Origin of the sequence: Streptococcus sp. oral taxon 061, assembly GCF_013394695.1 — a bacterium.
In the GTDB taxonomy this organism is placed as follows: domain Bacteria; phylum Bacillota; class Bacilli; order Lactobacillales; family Streptococcaceae; genus Streptococcus.
Genome location: NZ_CP058258.1, coordinates 124,659 through 143,153 on the forward strand (window position 1 = coordinate 124,659; position 18,495 = coordinate 143,153).

Below are 18,495 nucleotides of genomic sequence, written 5' to 3' on the forward strand. Positions count from 1 at the left end.
AATACTAAAATCGTAGGAATTTTCCTGCGATTTTTTCAAAGAAATCCGAATAGATAGGTAGGAGGAAAAAATGAAAGCGGAAATCATAGCTGTTGGAACAGAGATTCTAACAGGTCAAATTGTCAATACCAATGCTCAGTTTTTATCTGAAAAGTTGGCTGAAATCGGTGTTGATGTCTACTTCCAAACGGCTGTAGGTGATAATGAGGCTCGTCTCTTATCCTTGTTGGAGATTGCTAAGAATCGTAGCAATCTGGTTATCCTAACAGGAGGATTGGGACCGACAGAGGATGATTTGACCAAACAAACCTTGGCCCATTTTCTAGGGCGTGATTTAACTTTTGATGCTCAAGCACAGGCTAAGCTAGATGAGTTTTTTGCTCATCGACCGGACTATGCCCGAACTCCAAATAATGAACGCCAAGCTCAAATCGTTGAGGGTTCGATCCCGCTACCTAATGAAACAGGACTAGCAGTCGGAGGCATGATTGAGGTAGCTGGCGTGACCTATGTCGTCCTACCAGGGCCGCCAAGTGAACTGAAACCCATGGTTTTAAATGAACTGTTGCCAAGATTGACAACTGGAGCTAAGTTGTACTCACGTGTGCTTCGTTTCTTTGGCATTGGGGAGAGCCAGCTAGTAACGATTCTATCGGATTTGATTGAAGAGCAGACAGATCCAACCTTGGCCCCTTATGCAAAAACGGGAGAAGTGACTCTGCGTTTGTCTACCAAGGCTACTAGTCAAGAAGAAGCAAGAAAATCTTTGGATCGTCTTGAGGTTCAAATTCTTGCCCGCCAGACTTTTGAAGGTGTTGCTTTAAAGGATATTTGCTATGGTTATGGTGAGGAAACGAGTCTAGCTAGTGTAGTTGTTGAGGAGTTGAAAAAGCAGCATAAAACCATAACGGCTGTGGAAAGTTTGACAGCAGGGCTTTTTCAAGCAACTCTTGCAGACTTTTCGGGAGTGTCAGCTATCTTCAAAGGTGGTTTTGTCACATATAGTCTAGAAGAAAAAGCTAAGATATTAGACATCCCTCGAGAAGAGTTGGAAGAACATGGAGTCGTGTCAGCGTATACAGCGGAAAAAATGGCAGAGCAATCACGGCTTAAAACCCAGTCGGACTTTGGAGTTAGCTTGACAGGTGTGGCTGGTCCGGATAGTCTAGAAGGGCATCCTGCAGGTACAGTTTTTATCGGTTTGTCTCAAGCATCAGGCACTGAAGTTGTTCAGGTCAATATAGCTGGAAGAAGTCGAGCAGATGTTCGTAAAATTGCAGTCATGCATGCTTTTAACTTAGTTCGCAAAGCTTTATTAAGTGACTGACTTTTGATATAATAGAAGAAGGTTCTTAGAATCATTAAAATATAGGAGAACAAAATGGCGAAAAAACCAACAAAAAAATTAGATGAAATTGGGAAAAAATTTGGAGCTGATCGTGAAAAAGCTTTGAATGATGCGCTTAAATTGATTGAAAAAGACTTCGGTAAGGGTTCAATCATGCGCTTGGGTGAACGCGCAGAGCAAAAAGTGCAAGTGATGAGTTCAGGTTCATTGGCACTTGATATTGCACTTGGTTCAGGTGGTTATCCAAAGGGACGTATCATTGAAATCTACGGTCCAGAATCATCAGGTAAGACAACAGTAGCCCTTCACGCTGTAGCACAAGCACAAAAAGAAGGCGGAATTGCAGCCTTTATCGATGCGGAACACGCGCTTGATCCAGCCTATGCAGCAGCTCTTGGTGTTAACATTGATGAATTGCTCTTGTCACAACCAGACTCAGGTGAGCAAGGTCTTGAAATTGCAGGAAAATTGATTGATTCAGGTGCGGTTGACCTTGTGGTTATCGACTCTGTTGCAGCTCTTGTACCTCGTGCAGAAATCGATGGAGATATCGGAGATAGCCACGTTGGTCTTCAAGCTCGTATGATGAGTCAGGCTATGCGTAAGCTCGGAGCTTCTATCAATAAAACAAAGACAATTGCTATTTTCATCAACCAATTGCGTGAAAAAGTAGGGGTTATGTTTGGTAATCCAGAAACAACTCCTGGTGGACGTGCCCTTAAATTCTATGCTTCTGTCCGTTTGGATGTTCGTGGAAGCACACAAATCAAGGGAACTGGTGACCAAAAAGACACTAACGTCGGTAAAGAAACTAAGATTAAAGTTGTGAAAAACAAGGTTGCTCCACCGTTCAAAGAAGCTCTTGTTGAAATCATGTACGGAGAAGGTATTTCTAGAACTGGTGAACTCTTGAAGATTGCTAGTGATTTGGATATCATTCAAAAAGCAGGTGCTTGGTACTCATACAAGGGTGAAAAAATTGGACAAGGATCTGAGAATGCGAAGAAATACTTGGCAGATCATCCAGAAATCTTTGATGAGATTGACCACCAAGTTCGTGTACAATATGGTTTGATTGAAGAGGAAGAAGGCTCTAAAGCAAGTTCAGCAGCAGAAACAAGTTCTAACCAAGAAGTGACTCTTGATTTAGGCGATGCTCTTGAAATCGAAATTGAAGAATAAAAAGAAAAAGTAGCAGAGAACTGCTACTTTTTTGTTTCGTGTTGACTAATGTTCGCTAAAACGTCGATGTTTGATACGAAAGTCGAAGTAATTCTCTTCTTGCAATTTTTGAAAGATGTTCCGATAGGCCTCTTCATCAAAGTGGTCGCCACGATAGAGAATTTCAAAACTCATTCCCTCGTATTCCAAGAAGGCGTTGGCAGTTTTAAAGCCATTTTGTAAGTAAAAGTCCATGCGGGATTTTCTTTGTTCGAGATTGTCACAGTCTTCGTCTAATCGCTCCACTTCAAGAATCATGGTACGCTGGTAAAAATCAATGAGTTTTTCAATGATTTCTCTCCCGTAGCCATGACTGCGGAGATGGGGCATAATGGCAAAAAAGCTGATGTAGAATGCTTTTTGGTTAGCGATAGCAAAAGCAAAGCCGACAAATTCTTCTTCGTTATAAAAGGCGAAAAAGTGGGCGTCATCTCTATCCTGGTAACTTAAAAATTCCTCCAAAGAGACGCGTTCTTCTTCAGGGAAGGCTTCCTTGTTTAATTGTTCCACTTTCTCAAGGTCTGGGAATACATCTGTAATTAACTGACTTGTTAAGCTCATACATACCCTCCTTTTCTGTCACGATTATACCAGATTGTTTACATATAGGCAACGCTTTCTTAAGGAAACTCCCTTGTTCCTCAACTTGAAAGCTGATATAATAGCCATATGAATAAAAAATCAACGGTGGACCTAATTCATGGTCCTATCCTTCCTTCACTGATTAGTTTTGCTTTACCGATTCTATTGTCCAACATCTTTCAGCAACTCTACAATACAGCTGATATTTTGATTGTTGGGCGTTTTTTAGGACAGAATTCCTTGGCGGCAGTCGGAGCTACGACAGCCATTTTTGATTTGATTATTGGATTTGCCCTTGGAGTTGGAAATGGGATGGGAGTTGTTATTGCCCGTCTTTACGGTGCTCGTAATTTTGCTAAGATTAAAGAAGCTGTTGCAGCAACTTGGATTTTGGGTGCCATCCTGAGTGGTCTTGTCATGCTGATGGGTTTCTTCGGCCTTTATCCGCTCTTACAATATCTCGAAACACCTGCAGAAATTCTCCCCCAATCTTATGAATATATTTCCATGATTGTTAGCTGTGTGGGAGTTAGCTTTGCTTACAATCTCTTTGCAGGATTACTACGATCGATTGGTGACAGCCTTGCAGCACTAGCTTTTCTTATCTTTTCAGCCATTATAAATGTCATTCTGGATTTATATTTTATTACACAATTGCAGTTGGGGGTTCAGTCTGCAGGTCTCGCAACCATCATCTCGCAAGGTTTGTCCGCTATTCTCTGTTATTTCTATATTCGCAAGAGTGTTCCAGAGCTTCTTCCAGGTCTCAAACATTTCAAATGGAATAAGGCTCTCTATGTTGACCTTTTGGAGCAAGGGTTAGCTATGGGCTTGATGGGTTCAATCGTCTCTATCGGAAGCGTCATTTTGCAATCCTCTGTCAATAGTTTTGGAGCAGTTATTATCAGCGCCCAAACGGCAGCACGTAGAATCATGGCCTTTGCCTTATTGCCGATGACGGCTATTTCAGCTTCCATGACAACTTTTATCTCTCAAAACTTTGGGGCAAAACGTCCCGAACGTATCGTCCAAGGACTTCGTATAGGGAGTTATTTGAGTATGTCTTGGGCAACCTTTGCCTGTGTTTTCCTATTTTTTGCAAGTCCTAGCCTAGTTTCTTTCCTGGCAAGTTCGACAGACGGCTACCTGATTGAAAACGGGACTTTATACCTGCGTATTAGTTCGGTGTTCTATCCATTTTTAAGCCTGTTATTGATCTATAGAAATAGCTTGCAGGGGTTAGGGCAAAAACTCTTGCCCCTCGTATCTAGCTTTATCGAGTTGTTTGGGAAAATTATTTTCGTGGCTTGGATCATCCCTTGGACAGGTTATACTGGAGTTATCCTATGTGAACCGCTACTCTGGGTTGTTATGACCGTTCAACTTTACTTCTCCCTCTCTCAACACCCTTGGATAAAAGAAGGTAAGAAAATCGTGGCAGTCGGTGGAAAATCTTAGCCTGGTTTACAAAAGAAAATCCATTTCCTCTAGTGAAAATCAGCTAGACTTGTGTTATAATAAGAAAGATTAAAATGTGAAAAAAGGAGATTCCTAATGGGACGTAAATGGGCCAATATCGTAGCCAAGAAAACGGCTAAAGATGGAGCTAACTCTAAAGTATATGCAAAATTTGGTGTAGAAATCTATGTAGCAGCTAAAAAAGGTGAACCAGATCCAGAATTAAACACTGCTTTGAAATTCGTTATCGATCGTGCTAAACAAGCGCAAGTGCCAAAACACGTCATTGATAAGGCTATCGATAAAGCGAAAGGAAATACAGACGAAACCTTTACAGAAGGGCGTTACGAAGGATTTGGGCCAAATGGTTCAATGTTGATCGTTGATACCTTGACTTCAAACGTTAACCGTACAGCTGCTAATGTCCGTGCTGCTTTTGGTAAAAACGGTGGAAACATGGGAGCTTCAGGTTCTGTATCTTACCTCTTTGACAACAAAGGTGTTATCGTCTTTGCTGGTGATGATGCTGATGCTATCTTTGAGCTTTTGCTTGAAGCAGATGTTGATGTAGACGATGTAGAAGCAGAAGAAGGAACAATCACTGTATACACAGCTCCAACTGACCTACACAAGGCTATCGTTGCTTTGCGTGAATCTGGTATTGAAGAATTCCAAGTAACTGAATTGGAAATGATTCCTCAATCAGAAGTTGAGTTGTCAGGTGAAGATTTGGAAACATTTGAAAAACTATACAGCGTTCTTGAAGACGACGAAGACGTACAAAAAATCTACACAAACGTAGATGGATTCTAATAAAAAAGCGAGCAGACTATTAAGTCTGTTCGCTTTTTAGTTATCTTAGACTCTTACTCCATCATCAGTTTGCTCTGTTCTGTCTAATCCTAGGGCAAATTTACGGATGAGAAGAAACTGACCATTTTCCTGTTTTACGAAAGTCAGTACAACGGTTTTAGTATTAGAACCGAGTGAGACATAGGAGATTTTTTTAATCTCATAGTCGCCTGAAGCGGATTCAATTTCAGAATCCGGCTGGCCATGCTTGCTGATAATATCTTTGTAGTTGGAACCACCTTTTCCTCTGTTTGCAGTATCACCTTCTATCAAAGCATCGAATTGTTCCTTGGTCCAAGTGAAGGAATCGGTATCTTCCGTATTTTCCTCATCATTATCCTCATCTGTGCTATTATCTGGTAGCGTTCCGAAATCGTCATCCTCTGTTAAAGAGGTTAAACTTCTGTATGGGTGACGAAAATTTCTAGCCAGGTCGGTAAAAACACCAGAAGGGAGTACTTGCGTTGTCAAAACAAGGAAAATGTATCCAATGCCTAGGGCGGTTCCAATAATCGCCAATATTTTACGGTTCTGGAGATTGAGGATGATACCAAAAACACCTAGACCTATTGCAATAATAGCAAAGAAAAAAGATAGTACGCTGATAATTGGCAACCAGGATCCGAGAAGTGCAAGGGTTCCCAAGATGATAGCAATGATTCCTAAGATTTTCTCTTCTTTTTGTTTCATTTGTGGCTTTCTCATTTCTAGTCAGGGTGGAATCTTATCCGTGTAAGATAGTGTTTATTATAGATAAAATGAGCCCTAATGTCAATTTTAAATAAAATAGTTCTCATAGGAACTTTTTTCTTGACATCCTATTTGAAAGTGATAAAATAGTTCTCATGAAAACCAATTGGTTCTCTAGAGAACTATTTATATGTAAAAAGGAGCAATCATGGATAAGCCAATGTTAGCTTTTAAACGTTTTGGTCATCAGGTTCACCTTATGGTGCAACAGGAAGCCAAGCGTTGTGGTATTGAATTTATGGGCGGACCGCAGGGCCAAGTTATACGATTTTTAGACTATCGTGAGGAGTCTGAACAGGCGGTGTTAATCAAGGATATTGAGCAGGAACTCAATATCACCAAGTCAGTCGCCAGCAATCTAGTGAAGCGTATGGTACAAAATGGTTTGGTGGAATTGGAAGTGAGTCCAAATGACAAGAGAGCCAAGTACGTTCGATTGACGGATAAATCACGCTCTCAGATGAAGCCAATCAAGTCTTTCTTTGATCGAATTGACCGTAGTCTACTTGATGGAATTTCTGAGGAAAAACTAGCTGTTTTTGAAGAAGTCATGGGTCTACTACAGGCTAATGTAGATAAAATGGGAGGTAAGAATGAAGAAACTCGCTAAACGTATCACAGGAAAAGAGTGGGGAATGATTCTCTTGACTGTCCTCTTTACCTGTTTCTCGGTCTATCTAGAGTTAGAAGTACCGACTTACATTTCAGAAATTACAGAACTACTTGGAACTCCAGGTACGCAGTTGGACGCACTTTGGTCACCAGCCATTAAGATGATAGGCTTGTCTCTACTTGCTTTTCTCTCATCCGTTACTGTTGGATTTTTTGCCGCTCGCGTTGCAGCGTCTTACACAACTCATTTACGAAGTGATATTTTTAATCGTGTTCTAGATTTCTCGCAGACAGAGATCAAACGTTTTTCAATCCCAAGTCTCTTGACTCGGACGACTAATGATATCACACAGGTTCAGATGCTTTTTACCATGGGACTCCAGGTGGTCACTCGTGGACCAATCATGGCTATCTGGGCCATTGGAAAAATCCTTGGCAAATCTGAATACTGGCTCTGGGCAGTAGTGGTTGCTGTTATCGTCAATGTTCTGATGACAACAGTTCTCATGACGCTAGCCTTTCCAAAACAATCTGTTATCCAGAAATTGACAGATAAACTCAATAGTATCACTCGTGAAAGTTTGACAGGGATTCGAGTGGTTCGTGCTTACAATGCTGAAGATTATCAAGATGAAAAATTCGAAGCAGCCAATGAGGAAGTCACTCGTCTCAATCTCTTTGTCAATCGATTGATGGCTATTATGAATCCTATTATGATGGCGATTTCGAGCGGTTTGAGTCTAGCCATTTACTGGATTGGTGCCTATATCATCAATGATGCTAGCCTGACAGACCGTCTACCACTCTTTAGTGATATGGTGGTCTTCATGTCTTATGCTATGCAGGTCGTGATGGGCTTCTTGCTTATGGGTGCTCTCTTTATCGTCCTTCCTCGTACCTTGGTTTCTGCAGGACGTATCAATCAAGTGCTAGACTTGCATTCTTCTATTGAAAATCCTAGTCAACCACAGACGGCAGATTCCTCTATTCAAGGTCAAGTAGAATTCCGTGATGTAACCTTCCGCTATTCTAAAAATTCAGAAGCAGTTGTGGAACATGTTAGCTTCAAGGCAGAAGCTGGTCAAACGGTCGCCTTTATCGGTTCAACTGGTTCTGGTAAATCTACGCTTGTGAACCTCTTGCCTCGTTTTTATGATGTATCTGATGGGGAAATCCTAGTAGACGGTGTCAATGTGCAGGATTATGATTTGGAAGATTTGCGGAATAAAGTCGGCTATATCCCACAAAAAGCAGTCCTTTTCTCTGGAGATGTCAAGGGCAATCTCGACTTTGGTAAGAGTCCAGAAACTCCGCTAAGCGAGACTGCTATGTGGCAAGCTCTGGAGTTGGCCCAGTCTAAAAGCTTCATCGAGGATAAGGAAGCAGGTCTAAATTCAGAAGTGGCTCAAGGTGGGACTAACTTCTCAGGAGGTCAAAGACAACGTTTGGCCATTGCGCGTGCCTTGGCTCGTAAGCCAGAAATTCTCATTTTTGACGATTCATTCTCGGCCTTGGACTACAAGACAGATCGTATCTTGCGCCAAGAATTAGCTGAAAAAACGCAATCTATGACTAAGTTAATCGTTGCCCAACGTATTTCAACAATTATGGATGCTGACTTGATCTTAGTATTGGATCAAGGTAAAGTCGTGGGACAAGGCACCCACAAGGAACTTCTTGCGACCAACGAAGTTTACCAAGAAATTGCCTATTCACAACTATCGAAGGAGGAATTGGAACATGGAAAATAAGAAGATGTCCTTTTGGAAACAATATAAACCTTTTCTAGCAGGTCTCCAACTTCCTCTACTAGTTGCGGTTGTGGCGGCTGTATGTTCAAGCATCATCACGGTTTATGGACCAACTAAGATTAAGGAAATCACCAACTTGATTTCAGATGGCTTGGCTACAGAAATCGATTTGGTAGCTGTGTCAAGTATCGCCAGCTTTTTAGCTATTTTGTATGTGCTTGGTGCCATTCTCAACTATACACAAGCCTATATTTTTTCAACGAGTATCCAACATTTTTCAAAACGCTTGCGGACGGCTATCGCTGAAAAGATTAATCGTTTGCCTCTTGCTTATTTTGACCGTCATTCTCAAGGGGACACTCTTTCACGTGTAACCAATGACGTTGATACAGCAGCACAGTCACTCAACCAAAGTCTAGGGACCGTTATCTCAGCTAGCTTCTTGCTAATCGCTGTTTTGATTACCATGTTTGGCATGAACTGGATTTTGGCATTGGTAACAGTTGTTTCAACCCTTGTAGGTTTTGCTGCGGTTTCAGTGATTATGGCTAAGTCACAGGGTTACTTTAAAGCCCAGCAAAACAACCTAGCAGCCGTAAACGGTTATGTAGAAGAAATGTACTCTGGCCACAATGTTGTGACCAGCTATAATGCTGTGGAACCAACTAAAGAAACATTCGCAGGATTGAATCAAAATCTACATGATAGTATCTGGAAATCTCAGTTTATTTCTGGCATCATGATGCCTGCTATGTTCTTTGTCGGAAACTTTAGTTATGTATTGGTTGTTATCGTCGGTGCTGCCTTGGCTCTTGAAGGCCATATCAGTATTGGGATTATCGTAGCCTTTATGGTTTATGTTCGTACCTTCTCTCAACCCTTATCACAGATTGCCCAAGGGATTACCAGCTTACAACAAGCCAGTGCAGCTATGACCCGTGTCTTTGAATTTCTAAGTGAAGCTGAGATGGAAGACGAATCTCATAAGGAAACACAATTGACTGATACGAAAGGTGAAGTAGTCTTTGATCAAGTTTCCTTTGGATACACACCTGAGCGAACCATCGTTCATGAATTTTCTGCGACAGCTCATGCAGGGCAAAAGATTGCCATTGTTGGACCAACCGGAGCTGGGAAGACGACCATTGTTAATCTCTTGATGAAGTTCTATGAGATTGATAAGGGAAGCATTCGCATTGATGGTGTGAATACCAAGAAGATGAAACGTTCAGAAGTGCACGATGCCTTTTCAATGGTTTTACAGGATACTTGGCTCTTTGAAGGAACCATTCGTGATAATCTCATCTACAACCAAACAGGGATTAGTGATGAACGAATGATTGAAGCAGCAAAAGCAGTCGGAATCCACCACTTTATCATGACTCTACCAGATGGCTACGATACTGTTTTAGATGATACAGTGACCTTGTCAGTCGGACAGAAACAGCTCTTAACCATTGCTCGTGCCCTTCTCAAAGATGCTCCGCTCTTGATTCTTGATGAAGCGACATCTTCAGTCGACACACGTACAGAGGAGTTGATTCAGAAAGCCATGGACCGTTTGATGGAGGGACGTACGTCCTTTGTCATTGCCCATCGCTTGTCAACTATCCGTAATGCTGATTTGATTCTTGTCATGAAAGATGGAAATATCATCGAGCAAGGCAATCATGAGGAGCTTATGGCTCAGGGTGGTTTCTATGCTGACCTCTACAATAGTCAATTTACAGAAGATGAAGTAGAAGAATAAACTAAAAGAAGGCTTGACGGCCTTCTTTTTCTACACTATACTAGAGTAGGAGAAGCTAACAGGCTTCTTGTGTAAAATCTAAAAATAACGAGAAAATATATGAAAAACTATCAAGAGTGGTATGACAAGAGGAAATCAAGTCTTCTTCGACATCCACAAGGATTACAATTGATGCGAGTCTTTAATCGCATGATGACAGTTCTGATGCCCTTGGCATACTTGACCTTACTGGGAACAAGTTTTATAAGTAAGGGATTGGGGAACGACCTTTATACTTATATCTTAGTGCCGGCTTCTGGCTTTGTCCTATTGACGCTTGTTCGTAAGTGGATCAATCAACCCCGTCCTTATGAAGCTTGGGAAATTATCCCGCTACTGGACAAGGACAGTTCTGGCAATTCAATGCCTAGTCGCCACGTCTTTTCAGCCACCATCATTTCCATGGCTTGTCTGCACACAAATCTGCCTGTGGGCTTGATTTTATTGGTATTATCAGCTCTTCTCGGTCTGGTGCGAGTTTTAGGGGGTGTTCATTATCCCAAGGATGTTTTAGTTGGCTACGCCTGTGGACTCCTCTGGGGAATTCTCTTCTTTATTTTGTAAAAAGCAAAGCAAGTGGGCTTGGGCTCGTAACCACTTACGGGTCAAAAGTGACCACTTGCTTTTTTGCCCTTGTAAAGTCTTCTGGCCTTTGGTATAGTAGATGCAGAAAGGAGATAGGATGAAGTTACGAATCGAGATTGATAGTGAATTAACTGAGACAGAGATTGTCATCAAGGCTGCAGCCCTGACAGATGAAATAGCTGATTTGCAAAGACTCTTGCAAGAAACCAAGGCTCCTAGGTTGATCTTTTATAAGGGGACGGGTGAGTACTACTTAGACTTGTCAGAAATTCTCTTTTTTGAGACAGAAGGTAGCAAGATTTACGCCCACACCCAGAAAGAAGCCTACGAGGTTCGGCTCAAGCTTTATGAGTTAGAGTCCATCCTGCCTCGCTATTTCAGTCGGGTATCCAAGTCGACCATTGCCAATCTTCGGCAGGTCTACTCGGTGGACAAGTCCTTCTCAGGGACAGGCACTATTTCCTTTTATCAGACCCACAAGGAGGTGCACGTGTCACGGCATTACCAATCCCTCCTAAAAGAAAATCTAAGAAACATGAGGTAAGAAGATGAAAAAGAAAGCATTTGGTATTGTGTTGCTAGTATTGGCAGCTTTAGTATTGTTACAGGGGAATTTTGGAATCCCTTCATTTGGAGGGCAGATTTGGCCCTTGATTGGTATTGGATTTTTTGCCTATCAATCAGTTGAGGCAATCCTTCGTCGCCACCTCACTTCAGCCTCTTTTACAGCCCTAGTGGCCCTATTGATTGCCAATCATTTTTATGACATTTTACCGATTCCCAATCAGTCACTGTTCTGGGCTGGAGTGCTAATCGTTCTCGGAGTTGGTTTGTTGACTAATTCTAACAAAACATGGAGCGGAAAGAAATGGTGGTATGACGGTGAAAAGACTATCCTTACAGAAAAGGAAGTAGCCTTTGGTAGTGGAACCTTTTACAAGCAGGACCAAGATTTGGTAGAAGACCAGTTTGAAGTTAGCTGTGGGAATGCCAAGATTTATTATGACAATGCAGAGATGTTAGGCGATAGTGCAACCTTGAAGGTAGAAGTCAATTTAGGGAATGCAGTTATCTATGTGCCCCAACACTGGAGAGTGGATCTGAAGGTGGAGACTTCTTGTGGAGTAGCCAAGGCAGATGCTCCGGTAGCTCCTACAAGTAAAACCTTGATTATCCGTGGAGAGGTAGCTTTTGGAAAATTAGAAGTTGTCTATGTTCATTAAAAAAGTCTTCCAATTCCCTTGCCAAAATGGAGAAAGTGTGATAACATAGTACGGTATGTGGTGCTAGCACATCCGCTATATTAGATCTAATAGGAGGAAAACACAATGGCTAAAGTATGTTACTTTACAGGTCGTAAGACTGTATCAGGAAACAACCGTTCACACGCGATGAACCAAACTAAACGTGCCGTAAAACCAAACCTTCAAAAAGTTACTGTTCTTATCGATGGTAAACCTAAAAAAGTTTGGGCTTCAGCTCGTGCTTTGAAATCAGGAAAAGTAGAACGAGTTTAATAAACATGAAAAGACCTACAGGGTCTTTTTCTTTTGCTCGAAAGCTGAAATCATTTGAAAAATCAAGCAAATATCCGATGATACATCATTCTGCTTTTACAGTTGGGCTGAAATATGATAAAATAGAGTATCAACTATTTGAGGTAAAAAAAATGACTGTAAAAATTAATACAAAAGATGGTCAAGTCGAACTGACAGATGATGTAATCGCTACTGTCGTAGGTGGTGCAGCAACTGAAATTTTTGGTGTAGTCGGTATGGCTAGTAAAAATGCCCTCAAAGATAATTTCCAAGCCCTTCTTGGTAAGGAAAATTATTCAAAAGGTGTAGTCGTTAAAGCAGCTGAAGACGGTAGCATTGCAGTTGATGTATATACTGTATTGAGCTACGGTACAAAAATCAGTGAAGTTTCAAAAAACATCCAAGAGCGCGTTCGCTTTAGTTTAGAGAACCAACTTGGAATCACTGCGCAAACTGTGAATGTCTACATTCAAAATATCAAAGTTGTAGGAGAATAATCGTGTCAAATATTACTACAAGCTTATTTCAAGAAATGGTACAGGCTGCTTCAACTCGTTTGAACAAGCAAGCCGAATATGTCAATTCATTGAACGTCTTCCCAGTTCCAGATGGAGATACAGGAACAAACATGGGGATGACTATCGAAAATGGTGCTAAGGAAGTCGCAGACAAACCAGCTTCAACAGTTGGTGAGGCTGCAAGTATCTTGGCTAAAGGTCTTTTGATGGGTGCGCGTGGAAACTCAGGAGTTATCACTTCTCAACTTTTCCGTGGATTCTCACAAGCTATCAAGGAAAAAGATGAACTTACAGGTCAAGATTTGGCCCTTGCCTTCCAATCTGGTGTAGAAGTAGCCTACAAGGCTGTTATGAAGCCAGTTGAAGGAACTATCTTGACTGTATCACGTGGAGCTGCCATCGGGGCTAAGAAAAAAGCAGAGCAAACAGATGACGCAGTTGAAGTTATGCGTGCGGCCTTAGAAGGAGCTAAAGCAGCTCTTGCTAAAACTCCTGAAATGCTTCCAGTCTTGAAGGAAGTTGGAGTTGTGGACTCAGGTGGTCAAGGTTTGGTCTTCATCTATGAAGGTTTCCTTTCAGCTCTTACTGGTGAATACAGCGCTTCTGAGGACTTTGTTGCTACTCCCGCAAACATGAGTGAAATGATCAATGCTGAACACCACAAGTCTGTAGCTGGACATGTGGCAACAGAAGACATTACTTTTGGTTACTGTACTGAAATCATGGTTGCCCTCAAACAAGGCCCAACTTATGCTAAAGACTTTGACTACGAAGAATTCCGTAACTACTTGAACAATCTTGGGGATTCTCTACTTGTTGTTAATGACGATGAAATCGTTAAAGTTCACGTCCATACAGAAGATCCAGGACTTGTCTTGCAAGAAGGTCTTAAATACGGTAGCTTGGTTAAGGTTAAAGTCGATAACATGCGTAACCAACACGAAGCGCAAGTAGAAAAAGAAGCAGCTCAAGTTAGCAAGCCAGCTGAAGAAAAAGAATATGCCCTTATCGCAGTAGTAGCTGGACAAGGCTTGGCAGACATCTTCCGTGCACAAGGTGTGGATTATGTCATCGAAGGTGGACAAACTATGAACCCTTCGACAGAAGACTTCGTCAAGGCTGTTGAGCAAGTTAATGCTCGCAATATCATCTTCTTGCCAAATAACAAAAATATCTTCATGGCAGCTCAATCAGCAACTGAAGTCTTAGAGCAACCAGCTGTTGTGGTAGAAGCTCGTACAATTCCTCAAGGATTGACTAGTCTTCTTGCCTTTGATCCAAGCAAATCAATCGAAGAAAATAAAGAACGCATGACTGCAGCTCTTGGCGATGTCATCAGCGGTAGTGTAACAACAGCCGTTCGTGATACAACTATCGATGGTTTGGAAATCCATGAAAATGATAATCTTGGTATGGTAGATGGTAAGATCCTCGTATCAAACCCTGACATGCACCAAACCTTGACTGAAACTTTGAAACATATGTTGGACGAAGACAGTGAAATCGTAACTTTCTATGTCGGAGAAGACGGAAGTGAAGAATTGGCAAATGAAATTGCTCAAGAAATCGCAGAAGAATTCGAAGATGTTGAAGTAGAAATTCACCAAGGTCAACAACCAGTTTACCCATATCTTTTCAGTGTGGAATAAAGATTAAATAATAGAAAAAAGAAAGTTGAGAAATCAACTTTCTTTTTTTGTGACATTTGTCATATTTCCTCATGACAGAAGCTTCTAGTGACACAACCTTCAAAGAATTATAATAGATGTATCAAATGGAGGAAGAAAAAATGAAACATAAAGTAATTGTCGCAATGAGTTTAGTAGCAGCAGGAGTCATGACTTATCTCATGTTTTCAGGATTGGACGAAGGCTTCTATCATTTTCCTTGGGAGTTATTTGCAGGATTTGGTATGATGTCTTGGTTGATTCGAGAAGGTTTGAAATTGATCTCAGATGTGAAAAAGGAGTTTGAAAAATGAAAAAAGCGATTCTCTATCTCTTTATTGCACTATCACTAGTGGTATGGTTGGTCGAAATGTTTACAGGGTGGTTTGACCAAGCCTTCCTTCACCAAGTCATTCGCGGTGCTTGGGGTCTAGGATTTATGATTTTTATCGCCTTTCCGATGGGGAAGGAGTGGCTGAAAGGAGAGTATCATGAACATGATTAAGGTAGAAGGCTTAAATAAGAACATCAAGGGCAAGGCTATTTTGAAGGATATTTCCTTTGAGGTAGCTGAAGGTGAATGTGTCGCCTTGATTGGGCCCAATGGTGCTGGAAAGACCACACTCTTAGATTGTTTACTTGGAGATAAGCTAGTTACCAGCGGTCAAGTATCCATTCAAGGCTTGCCAGTGACGAGCTCTAAGTTAGACTATATTAGAGGCTACCTCCCTCAAGAAAATGTCATCGTTCAGAAATTAAAGGTCAAAGAGTTGATTGCTTTCTTTCAAAGTATTTATCCAAATCCCTTGAACAACCAGGAGATCGATCAACTATTGCAGTTTGACAAGAAGCAAAAAGAACAATTGGCAGAAAAATTGTCAGGTGGGCAAAAGCGTCTCTTTTCATTTGTCTTGACCTTGATAGGCCGACCAAAGCTTGTCTTTTTAGATGAGCCAACTGCGGCCATGGATACCTCAACTCGTCAACGTTTTTGGGAAATTGTCCAAGACTTAAAAGCGCAGGGAGTCACCATTCTCTATTCGTCTCATTATATTGAGGAAGTAGAGCATACAGCAGACCGGATTTTGGTCTTAAATAAGGGAGAATTGATTCGTGATACGACACCACTAGCTATGCGCAGTGAAGAGATTGAAAAGCACTTTATCCTACCTCTGGCTTATAAGGAAGTCGTTGAGCAGTCAAACTTGATTGAAAACTGGTCACAAAAACAAGATGCCCTGCAAGTAGTCACACGCGAAGCGGATGCTTTTTGGCAACTGTTAGTCCAGGCAGGCTGTAGGATACAAGAAATTGAAGTCAATAACCGTAGCTTGCTAGATACAATCTTTGAAGAAACACAAAAGGGAGATGACTAAGATGAAACGATGGATCGCACTAAACAAGATAGAATTTCTATTGACCAAACGACAATTAGTCTATTATCTATTATCCGTAGGGATGCCGACGGCCTTCTATTTATTCTTTTCAGGCATGTACCAGGATACACCAGATGGGCCAGCTAATTTTATGCGCGACTACCTTATCTCTATGACGGCCTTTTCTATGATGTCGACAGCTATGTTTTCATTCCCAGCTGTTTTACATACCGATAAAATCAACAACTGGCAGAAAACATTACGCCATACTCCAGTAAATATGGTAGAATATTATCTATCAAAGATAACAAGTATGATGGTTGATTATTTGGTTTCAATCCTGGTTGTTTTCTCAGTTGGGCACTTGGTCAGAGGTGTGGATATGCCTTTAGGAAGCTGGATTGGGGCTGCGCTCTTGCTGATTGCGGGAAGTATAGCCTTTGTAGCGCTTGGTTTGATCCTGACACTCTTACCGTCTAGTCAGCTGATGTCTGTCGTGGGCAATCTTCTCTATCTAGGCTTGGCTGTTTTAGGCGGACTCTGGATGCCCATCACTTTATTTCCAGACTGGATGCAAGCAATCGGGAAGTGTCTACCAACCTATCAGTTGATGGAATTGCTCAAGACCTTCTTAAACGAGGGAGGCATCAATTTATCATCCACAGTTTATCTACTTGTTTTTTCAGCAGTTTTATTTGGTTTGACTATTTACCTTCAAGGTCATAAGGAGAATGCTTAATGCTTGAAAGACTGAAAAGCATACACTATATGTTTTGGGCCAGTTTGATTTTTATGGTTTTCCCTATCCTCTCTGCAGTAGTTGGGGAAATTCCTAGCTGGCATTTACTAGTTGATATTCTATTTGTGGTGGCTTACTTAGGCGTTTTGACAACCAAGAGTCAGCGATTATCCTGGCTCTTTTGGATTATCATGCTAGCCTATGTAGCTGGGAATACCGTCTTTATTTATGGCAACTATGTCTGGTTCTTCTTTTTCCTTGCCAATCTCTTGATTTATCATTTTAGAGTGCGTAGCTTACGTTCTCTTCATGTCTGGACTTTTCTCCTTGCTCAAGTTCTTGTTGTTGGACAACTCATGATGTTTCAGTCAGTCGAAACTGAGGCTGTAGCCTTTGAGCTTGGGATTCTTACTTTTGTCGATTTGATGACATTGGGTTTGGTTCGGATTCGCATTGTCGAGGATTTGAAAGAAGCCCAGGCCAAGCAAAATGCTCAGATAAATTTATTGCTTGCTGAAAATGAACGCAGTCGTATCGGTCAGGATTTGCATGATAGTCTGGGGCATACCTTTGCTATGCTGAGTGTCAAGACAGATTTAGCCTTGCAGTTATTTCAGATGCAGGCCTATCCACAGGTGGAGAAGGAATTAAAAGAAATTCACCAGATCAGCAAGGATTCTATGAATGAAGTACGAACCATCGTGGAAAATCTGAAATCACGGACTCTAGCATCAGAGCTTGAAACTGTCAAAAAGATGCTGGAGATTGCTGGAATTGAGGTTGAGGTTGACAATCAATTGGACAAGGCTAGCCTGACCCAGGATGTGGAGTCGACGGCTGCTATGATTTTGTTAGAACTGGCGACCAATATCATCAAACATTCCAGTGCTGAAAAAGCCTATCTAAAACTGGAACGTACAGATCAGGAATTGCTATTGACGGTCAGAGATGATGGGAAAGGTTTTGCAACTGTAAAAGGAAATGAACTCCATACAGTCCGAGATCGTGTTGCAGCCTTCTCAGGTCAAGTAGAGCTGGTCAGCTTGAAACATCCAACAGAGGTGCGCGTGCATCTGCCTTATAAGGAGAGAAAGTAGATGAAAGTATTAGTCGCAGAAGATCAAAGTATGCTTAGAGACGCCATGTGCCAGCTCTTAAGTTTTCAGCCAGATGTAGAGACTGTCTTGCAGGCGAAAAATGGAGCCGAGGCTATTGAGATTTTGGGGAAAGAAGCAGTAGATATTGCCATCCTTGACGTTGAAATGCCAGTCAAGACGGGACTCGAAGCTCTCGAGTGGATCAAACAAGAAGTACCTGAAACCAAGGTAGTTATCGTTACGACCTTTAAACGCCCAGGTTATTTTGAACGAGCGGTCAAAGCAGGAGTAGACGCCTATGTCTTGAAAGAGCGGAGCATCGCCGAGCTCATGCAAACCCTGCATACGGTGTTAGAGGGGCGCAAGGAGTATTCTCCAGAGCTGATGGAAGTCATGATGACTCATCCCAATCCCTTGACCGAGCAGGAAGTCGCTGTTTTGCATGGAGTTGCCCAAGGCCTCTCCAACCAAGAAATTGCTGACAAGCTCTACCTCTCAAACGGCACCGTCCGTAATTACATGACCAATATCCTCTCCAAACTAGGCGCCAGCAACCGAACCGAAGCAGCCAAAACTGCCGAAGAAGAAGGCTGGTTGTGAGGGGAGAGAAAG

General features: G+C 41.8%; 21 protein-coding genes. 19 read left to right on the top strand and 2 right to left on the bottom strand.

All coding sequences use genetic code 11. The features are described 5' to 3' along the window. Window positions 1-70: 70 nt before the first annotated feature. Window positions 71-1,327, top strand: coding sequence for a competence/damage-inducible protein A (locus HW271_RS00605; RefSeq protein WP_178894463.1), 1,257 nt, complete (start codon window positions 71-73; stop codon window positions 1,325-1,327). A 54-nt stretch (window positions 1,328-1,381) separates the two neighbouring features. Continuing rightward, window positions 1,382-2,530, top strand: coding sequence for a recombinase RecA (recA, locus tag HW271_RS00610; protein ID WP_178894464.1), 1,149 nt, complete (start codon window positions 1,382-1,384; stop codon window positions 2,528-2,530). Between the two features lie 45 nt (window positions 2,531-2,575). On the opposite strand, the gene HW271_RS00615 is transcribed toward recA, so the two are convergent. Then, window positions 2,576-3,130, bottom strand: coding sequence for a GNAT family N-acetyltransferase (locus HW271_RS00615; protein ID WP_178894465.1), 555 nt, complete (start codon window positions 3,128-3,130; stop codon window positions 2,576-2,578). Between the two features lie 108 nt (window positions 3,131-3,238). Between HW271_RS00615 and HW271_RS00620 the strand changes: the two genes are divergently transcribed. Then, window positions 3,239-4,609 (top strand): MATE family efflux transporter, encoded by a 1,371-nt coding sequence (locus HW271_RS00620; RefSeq protein ID WP_178894466.1) that lies wholly within the window; start codon window positions 3,239-3,241, stop codon window positions 4,607-4,609. A gap of 96 nt (window positions 4,610-4,705) precedes the next feature. Then, window positions 4,706-5,422, top strand: a complete 717-nt coding sequence (locus HW271_RS00625) for a YebC/PmpR family DNA-binding transcriptional regulator (RefSeq protein WP_006146163.1) — start codon at window positions 4,706-4,708, stop codon at window positions 5,420-5,422. Window positions 5,423-5,467: 45 nt separating this feature from the next. Here HW271_RS00625 and HW271_RS00630 read toward each other — a convergent pair whose 3' ends face one another. Next, entirely contained in the window at window positions 5,468-6,151 is a 684-nt protein-coding gene (locus HW271_RS00630; protein ID WP_178894467.1) for a hypothetical protein, read from the bottom strand. 208 nt (window positions 6,152-6,359) lie between these two features. Here HW271_RS00630 and HW271_RS00635 point away from each other — a divergent pair, with 208 nt between their 5' ends. From HW271_RS00635 to HW271_RS00705, 15 genes are all read left to right on the top strand, one after another. Continuing rightward, window positions 6,360-6,821 (top strand): MarR family winged helix-turn-helix transcriptional regulator, encoded by a 462-nt coding sequence (locus tag HW271_RS00635; RefSeq protein WP_004250536.1) that lies wholly within the window; start codon window positions 6,360-6,362, stop codon window positions 6,819-6,821. Next, window positions 6,805-8,574 carry an ABC transporter ATP-binding protein gene (locus HW271_RS00640; protein ID WP_178894468.1) on the top strand — a complete coding sequence of 590 codons (1,770 nt, stop codon included), beginning with the start codon at window positions 6,805-6,807 and terminating at the stop codon, window positions 8,572-8,574. Before HW271_RS00635 ends, HW271_RS00640 begins: the two co-directional genes overlap by 17 nt. Beyond that, window positions 8,564-10,324: an ABC transporter ATP-binding protein gene (locus HW271_RS00645; protein WP_178894469.1), complete on the top strand. Its 1,761-nt coding sequence runs from the start codon at window positions 8,564-8,566 to the stop codon at window positions 10,322-10,324. The genes HW271_RS00640 and HW271_RS00645 overlap by 11 nt, the downstream gene beginning before the upstream one ends. Before the next feature lie 99 nt (window positions 10,325-10,423). After that, the gene (locus tag HW271_RS00650) at window positions 10,424-10,927 is read left to right on the top strand and encodes a phosphatase PAP2 family protein (RefSeq protein ID WP_016466338.1); all 504 of its coding nucleotides are present in this window, start codon (window positions 10,424-10,426) and stop codon (window positions 10,925-10,927) included. A 118-nt stretch (window positions 10,928-11,045) separates the two neighbouring features. Then, window positions 11,046-11,492: a LytTR family DNA-binding domain-containing protein gene (locus HW271_RS00655; protein ID WP_016466337.1), complete on the top strand. Its 447-nt coding sequence runs from the start codon at window positions 11,046-11,048 to the stop codon at window positions 11,490-11,492. Between the two features lie 4 nt (window positions 11,493-11,496). After that, window positions 11,497-12,171 (top strand): LiaF transmembrane domain-containing protein, encoded by a 675-nt coding sequence (locus HW271_RS00660; RefSeq protein ID WP_178894470.1) that lies wholly within the window; start codon window positions 11,497-11,499, stop codon window positions 12,169-12,171. A 105-nt stretch (window positions 12,172-12,276) separates the two neighbouring features. After that, the gene (rpmB, locus tag HW271_RS00665) at window positions 12,277-12,465 is read left to right on the top strand and encodes a 50S ribosomal protein L28 (protein WP_001140948.1); all 189 of its coding nucleotides are present in this window, start codon (window positions 12,277-12,279) and stop codon (window positions 12,463-12,465) included. Between the two features lie 152 nt (window positions 12,466-12,617). Beyond that, window positions 12,618-12,983: an Asp23/Gls24 family envelope stress response protein gene (locus tag HW271_RS00670; protein WP_000216443.1), complete on the top strand. Its 366-nt coding sequence runs from the start codon at window positions 12,618-12,620 to the stop codon at window positions 12,981-12,983. A 2-nt stretch (window positions 12,984-12,985) separates the two neighbouring features. Continuing rightward, a complete protein-coding gene (locus HW271_RS00675) occupies window positions 12,986-14,653 on the top strand; it encodes a DAK2 domain-containing protein (RefSeq protein WP_006151349.1) in 1,668 nt (555 codons plus the stop codon). A 125-nt stretch (window positions 14,654-14,778) separates the two neighbouring features. Next, the gene (locus HW271_RS00680; RefSeq protein WP_178894471.1) at window positions 14,779-14,985 is read left to right on the top strand and encodes a hypothetical protein; all 207 of its coding nucleotides are present in this window, start codon (window positions 14,779-14,781) and stop codon (window positions 14,983-14,985) included. After that, complete coding sequence (locus HW271_RS00685) at window positions 14,982-15,176, top strand: hypothetical protein (RefSeq protein WP_000709296.1); 195 nt, start codon at window positions 14,982-14,984, stop codon at window positions 15,174-15,176. The genes HW271_RS00680 and HW271_RS00685 overlap by 4 nt, the downstream gene beginning before the upstream one ends. Next, the gene (locus tag HW271_RS00690; RefSeq protein WP_178894472.1) at window positions 15,163-16,047 is read left to right on the top strand and encodes an ABC transporter ATP-binding protein; all 885 of its coding nucleotides are present in this window, start codon (window positions 15,163-15,165) and stop codon (window positions 16,045-16,047) included. Before HW271_RS00685 ends, HW271_RS00690 begins: the two co-directional genes overlap by 14 nt. A gap of 1 nt (window position 16,048) precedes the next feature. Beyond that, complete coding sequence (locus HW271_RS00695) at window positions 16,049-16,786, top strand: ABC transporter permease (protein ID WP_006151291.1); 738 nt, start codon at window positions 16,049-16,051, stop codon at window positions 16,784-16,786. Beyond that, window positions 16,786-17,883: a sensor histidine kinase gene (locus HW271_RS00700; RefSeq protein ID WP_178894473.1), complete on the top strand. Its 1,098-nt coding sequence runs from the start codon at window positions 16,786-16,788 to the stop codon at window positions 17,881-17,883. The genes HW271_RS00695 and HW271_RS00700 overlap by 1 nt, the downstream gene beginning before the upstream one ends. Next, a complete protein-coding gene (locus HW271_RS00705) occupies window positions 17,884-18,483 on the top strand; it encodes a response regulator transcription factor (RefSeq protein ID WP_006151288.1) in 600 nt (199 codons plus the stop codon). The last annotated feature ends 12 nt before the right edge of the window (window positions 18,484-18,495 follow it).

Bases quoted from the DNA above. Each gene is read 5' to 3' on its own strand.
- HW271_RS00605 (WP_178894463.1), top strand. From the start codon at position 71: ATGAAAGCGGAAATCATAGCTGTTGGAACAGAGATTCTAACAGGTCAA.
- recA (WP_178894464.1), top strand. From the start codon at position 1,382: ATGGCGAAAAAACCAACAAAAAAATTAGATGAAATTGGGAAAAAATTT.
- HW271_RS00615 (WP_178894465.1), bottom strand. From the start codon at position 3,130: ATGAGCTTAACAAGTCAGTTAATTACAGATGTATTCCCAGACCTTGAG.
- HW271_RS00620 (WP_178894466.1), top strand. From the start codon at position 3,239: ATGAATAAAAAATCAACGGTGGACCTAATTCATGGTCCTATCCTTCCT.
- HW271_RS00625 (WP_006146163.1), top strand. From the start codon at position 4,706: ATGGGACGTAAATGGGCCAATATCGTAGCCAAGAAAACGGCTAAAGAT.
- HW271_RS00630 (WP_178894467.1), bottom strand. From the start codon at position 6,151: ATGAAACAAAAAGAAGAGAAAATCTTAGGAATCATTGCTATCATCTTG.
- HW271_RS00635 (WP_004250536.1), top strand. From the start codon at position 6,360: ATGGATAAGCCAATGTTAGCTTTTAAACGTTTTGGTCATCAGGTTCAC.
- HW271_RS00640 (WP_178894468.1), top strand. From the start codon at position 6,805: ATGAAGAAACTCGCTAAACGTATCACAGGAAAAGAGTGGGGAATGATT.
- HW271_RS00645 (WP_178894469.1), top strand. From the start codon at position 8,564: ATGGAAAATAAGAAGATGTCCTTTTGGAAACAATATAAACCTTTTCTA.
- HW271_RS00650 (WP_016466338.1), top strand. From the start codon at position 10,424: ATGAAAAACTATCAAGAGTGGTATGACAAGAGGAAATCAAGTCTTCTT.
- HW271_RS00655 (WP_016466337.1), top strand. From the start codon at position 11,046: ATGAAGTTACGAATCGAGATTGATAGTGAATTAACTGAGACAGAGATT.
- HW271_RS00660 (WP_178894470.1), top strand. From the start codon at position 11,497: ATGAAAAAGAAAGCATTTGGTATTGTGTTGCTAGTATTGGCAGCTTTA.
- rpmB (WP_001140948.1), top strand. From the start codon at position 12,277: ATGGCTAAAGTATGTTACTTTACAGGTCGTAAGACTGTATCAGGAAAC.
- HW271_RS00670 (WP_000216443.1), top strand. From the start codon at position 12,618: ATGACTGTAAAAATTAATACAAAAGATGGTCAAGTCGAACTGACAGAT.
- HW271_RS00680 (WP_178894471.1), top strand. From the start codon at position 14,779: ATGGAGGAAGAAAAAATGAAACATAAAGTAATTGTCGCAATGAGTTTA.
- HW271_RS00685 (WP_000709296.1), top strand. From the start codon at position 14,982: ATGAAAAAAGCGATTCTCTATCTCTTTATTGCACTATCACTAGTGGTA.
- HW271_RS00690 (WP_178894472.1), top strand. From the start codon at position 15,163: ATGAACATGATTAAGGTAGAAGGCTTAAATAAGAACATCAAGGGCAAG.
- HW271_RS00695 (WP_006151291.1), top strand. From the start codon at position 16,049: ATGAAACGATGGATCGCACTAAACAAGATAGAATTTCTATTGACCAAA.
- HW271_RS00700 (WP_178894473.1), top strand. From the start codon at position 16,786: ATGCTTGAAAGACTGAAAAGCATACACTATATGTTTTGGGCCAGTTTG.
- HW271_RS00705 (WP_006151288.1), top strand. From the start codon at position 17,884: ATGAAAGTATTAGTCGCAGAAGATCAAAGTATGCTTAGAGACGCCATG.